We start from the raw sequence: 1746 nt of genomic DNA on the forward strand, positions 1-1746 counted from the left end.
GAGTCAAAGGAGATCAAAAATTATAATTTTTGATCTAGGGAGTAATTTAAAGCACAGCTAATTTTTAATAAATTTTTATATTGTTAAAATATTTCAAATAATCTAACTTTCCTTCCTTTATTTTTTATGCAATGGCTTACGTTCAAAAAAGAGCCTTCTTTTATTGAAAATACTATTGAATTAGAGTGTGAGCGTTTACTAAAATGCAAACAAATAGGTCATGGATATTAGTTGATCTTTAAAGTACATATAAAACCTTAAACAATGCCCCTTTTACAATCTATTTATAAGACTAGAGGTTCATTGTTTACATTCCAGATAGATGATTCTAATAGAACAAAGTAAATATACCAGATTTTAAGAAAGTAAATTAATTCAATTGATAATCAGCCTGAGATGTTCGTTCGGGTATTCCTTTGAAGAAGCAAGTTGGAAATTTTAATATTAGAAGGAATTTATATTCTATTCTAAGGGAATAAACGTGGAAATCATTATTAAGGCTTTATGTGGTTTATTTAGGTCATTGATTGGGTGAACAAATGTTATGGTGTACGGAGTAAGCCAACCGATTCTCCTTTTTGGTTCGTATATAACACTTGAGATATTTAGTGGTATACCAGTATTGTTTCTAGTGAAAAAATAGATGATTGGTAACAAATTCTCGTTCAATAGAAACACTCTTAGATGATTCTTTATATTCATCTATAAGGGACTAAGGGGTAATCTTAAGGTTAATTGACTTGGTACGTCATGGTTCCACAAGTTTAATTTAATAGAAATTTTTAAAAATTAAAAAATAGAATTCTTTAGTTTTCTAAATTATCTTGTTAATATAGAAGTAGCTATTAGAAAAATCATAGGAGTGAAGGACAATGAGTGTACATAAAGCCCTTACGTTACATGCCCAAAAACAAAATCAACTTTTTACTGAATTTTCCCTTTTAGATCAACAACGTGAAGATTATATTCAAGGAGCTATAGAATTATGTAAAGCTGAAAAGGATTTTACAACAGACAATATTAATCAAATCACTATGCAAATCAATGTTCTTGCAAACCAAAGGTTAATACCTACTCGTAAATTGGTTACCCCAGAAATGATTCGTTCATATGTGGAGTCATTAAAGTAAAATATATTACTGATCTTAAACGTAAGAATAGCGCCGAACATCTATGATAACCCTAGACAGCCTGACACTCATTATATAGATGAGTGTTTTTTTATAGACAAATTTTAAATTACCAACGATAAATGGCATATACAAATATTTTTTAGTTGTAATGATACTAAGAATGTAGATGTAGAGTTATTAGATACTGTTGAATTCACCCCTAAATGGGGTATTTGAATGGTATTTGAATGGAAATAAATCAGGAATGATGAAGAAATAAAAACTATGGCATCATAAAGTTAAATTAATAGGGAAGTTCGGATGTCTAAGATGATTTATAATAGATATAAAAGTAGGAATGGAGAAGGAATTGTGGGAAAATATCAGACTTTATTATTTGATGTAGATGATACACTATTGGATTTTGGTGCAGCAGAAAATTTAGCTTTGCGCTTGCTTTTCGAGGATCAAAATATCCACTTAACTCCTGAAATCGAAGCACAATATAAAAAAATAAACCAAGGTCTCTGGAAGTCCTTTGAAAAAGGAATAATAGATCGTGATACGGTAGTGAATACTCGCCATTCACGTTTATTTAAGGAATACGGTCGAGAAGTTGATGGAGTATTAATGG

2 protein-coding genes are annotated in these 1746 nt (G+C 29.8%); both read left to right on the plus strand.

Annotated elements, in window-relative coordinates:
* Positions 1 to 872: 872 nt before the first annotated feature.
* Positions 873 to 1130 (plus strand): DUF2533 family protein, encoded by a 258-nt coding sequence (locus AC1DUW_RS27735; protein ID WP_053346115.1) that lies wholly within the window; start codon positions 873 to 875, stop codon positions 1128 to 1130.
* A gap of 354 nt (positions 1131 to 1484) precedes the next feature.
* On the plus strand, positions 1485 to 1746 hold a 262-nt coding region (locus AC1DUW_RS27740), incomplete at its 3' end, for a YjjG family noncanonical pyrimidine nucleotidase (protein WP_477644042.1).

It is taken from the genome of Peribacillus sp. P4_C12 (assembly GCF_056402095.1).